The organism is Methylocaldum sp., from assembly GCF_039794385.1.
Lineage (GTDB): Bacteria > Pseudomonadota > Gammaproteobacteria > Methylococcales > Methylococcaceae > Methylocaldum.
The window spans coordinates 1-2561 of the sequence record NZ_JBDIVO010000508.1 but is presented as its reverse complement, the minus strand read 5'-3'; the positions used below and the strand labels follow the sequence as shown (position 1 = coordinate 2561).

Annotated in this window: 1 protein-coding gene; it reads right to left on the bottom strand. The window is 60.5% G+C overall.

Translation table 11 applies throughout. The annotated features are described in order from the left end of the window. Positions 1-2477: DNA polymerase I (polA, locus tag ABJK70_RS23460; protein ID WP_347259308.1), on the bottom strand; the 2477-nt coding region annotated here is incomplete at its 3' end. Positions 2478-2561 lie beyond the last annotated feature (84 nt).

Sequence of the window (2561 nt, the reverse complement as noted above, 5' to 3'; positions counted from 1 at the left end):
CCCTGCATCGGGGCGTTGATGGCGGTGCGTTCGGCGTATTGGCGGCGCTGGGCGTTGCGGGATTGGATCTCGGGGATGTATAGCCGCCGGCCGAACAGGGTTTCCACGTAGCCTTTCTCCCGCGCCATGTCGCGGGTCGTTTCCATGTAGCCTTTGACGTCGGGATAGCGGGCGAAATAAAGGTCGACGTAGCGCTGTGCCATGCTGGTGGGGATGCCGAGCTGTTTCCCCAGGCCAAAGGCGGACATGCCGTAGATGAGGCCGAAATTGATCGCCTTGGCGGAACGGCGCTGGTCGGGCGTGACCTGTTCCGGCGGCACGCCGAATACTTCTGCGGCGGTGAAGCGATGGACGTCGGTATTGTCGTGGAAGGCGGCGCGCAGGCTGGGATCGCCCGAAATATGCGCCATGATCCTGAGCTCGATCTGCGAATAGTCCGCCGCGAGGATCTTGCGGCCGGGCGGTGCGATGAACGCCTGGCGGATGCGGCGGCCTTCCTCGGTGCGCACCGGGATGTTCTGCAGGTTGGGGTCGGAGGACGACAGGCGGCCGGTGGCGGCCACGGCCTGGTGATAGGAGGTATGAACGCGGCCGGTGCGGGGGTTGATTTGCTCCGCGAGCTTGTCGGTGTAGGGCGACTTGAGCTTGCTCATGGAGCGGTAGTCCAGGATCAGTCGCGGCAGCTCATAACTTTCCGCCAATTCCTGTAACACCGATTCGTCGGTGGACGGCTGTCCGGTCGGCGTTTTCTTGACTACCGGGATGTTCAGCTTGTCGTACAGGATGGTCTGGATCTGCTTGGGCGATCCCAGGTTGAACTGGCATCCCGCCGCCTTGCAGGCGTCCTGTTCGATCTCCAGCATGCGCTTTTCGAGCTCGCGGCTTTGCTGGGCCAGCTTGTACACGTCCACCAGCACGCCGGTGCATTCCATGCGGGACAGGACCGGCACCAGCGGAATTTCGACGGTTTCGTATAGCGATTTGAGCGAATCTTCCGCCTCGAGCTTCGGCCAAAGATGGTGGTGAAGCCGCAGGGTGATGTCGGCGTCTTCCGCCGCGTATTCGGTGGCGCTTTCGATGCCGACCTGCTGGAAGGGAATCTGTTTCGCGCCTTTTCCCGCCACGTCTTCGTAGTGGATGGTCCGATGATTGAGATAGAGTTGGGCCAGGGAATCCATGTCGTGCCGGGTGGCCGTACTGTTGAGCACATAGGATTCGAGCATGGTGTCGTGGCGGATGCCGGTCAGCGCGAGGCCGTGATTCGCAAGGACATTGGCGTCGTATTTGAGATTTTGTCCGAGCTTCGGGCGGTTCCGGTCTTCCAGCAAAGGCCGGAGTTTTTCCAGAACGTAATCGCGGCTGAGCTGCGCCGGCGCGCCGGGATAATCGTGAGCGACCGGGACGTAGGCCGCTTCGCCCGGTTCCACCGCGAACGACAGTCCCACGACTTCCGCGCGGCTGTAGTCGAGGCTCGTGGTTTCGGTGTCGAAAGCGAAATATTCCGCGGCCTCCAGCTTTTTCAGCCAGCGCTCCAGTTCATCCTCGGTCAGGATCGTTTCGTAGTTACCCTTGGTTGAGGTTTGCTCGATAGGGGCGGCCGGGTTTTCGGCAGTGTTCGAAGCATCCAGTTGCCGGAGCCAGGAATTGAATTCGAGCTGGACCAGCAGCTCCCGAAGGGCGGCTTGATCCGGTTCGGTTCGTTTCAAATCGTCCGGTCCGATCGGCAGATCCACGTCGCACTTGATGGTGGCCAACTGGCGCGACAAGGGAATTTGATCGAGACTGGCGCGAAGATTCTCGCCGACCTTGCCGCCGATCTCGTCGGCATGGGCGAGAATGCCGTCCAGCGAGCCGTATTCATTCAGCCATTTTGACGCCGTTTTCGGTCCCACCTTGGGAATGCCGGGAATATTGTCCGAGGTGTCGCCCACCAGTGCCAGATAATCGACGATGCACTCGGGCGGCACGCCGAACTTGGCTTTTACGCCCTCGACATCCAGGCGGCTGTCGAACATGGTGTTCTCGAGCATCACCCGGTCGTTGACCAGTTGCGCCATGTCCTTGTCGCCGGTGGAAATGACGACCGAAAACCCCTGTTCGACCGCCTTCATCGTGAGTGTGCCGATGACGTCGTCCGCTTCCACGCCGGATTCGATCAGCAAGGGCAGGCCCAGTGCCCGGATAATGGCGTGCAGCGGCTGAATCTGCGCCCTGAGTTCGTCCGGCATCGGCGGCCTATGGGCCTTGTAGTGCTCGAAAAGATCGTCGCGGAAGGTCTTTCCGGGCGCGTCGAACACGACGCCGATATGGCAAGTCTCATACTCTCCGATGAGCTTGCGCAGCATATTGGCAACGCCCAGAACCGCGCCGGTCGGTTCGCCCCGTGAGTTGTTCAAGGGCGGCAGAGCGTGAAACGCGCGGTACAGGAACGATGAACCGTCGACGAGGACAAGTTTTTTTTCGGCTGGTTCGGACATGTTTCTTATGGAATAGGGCGGGACGGAAAAATCATTTTAACAGTCCGATGATGGTTACCGGCATGGGGCGGGCAGTTTAGTGTG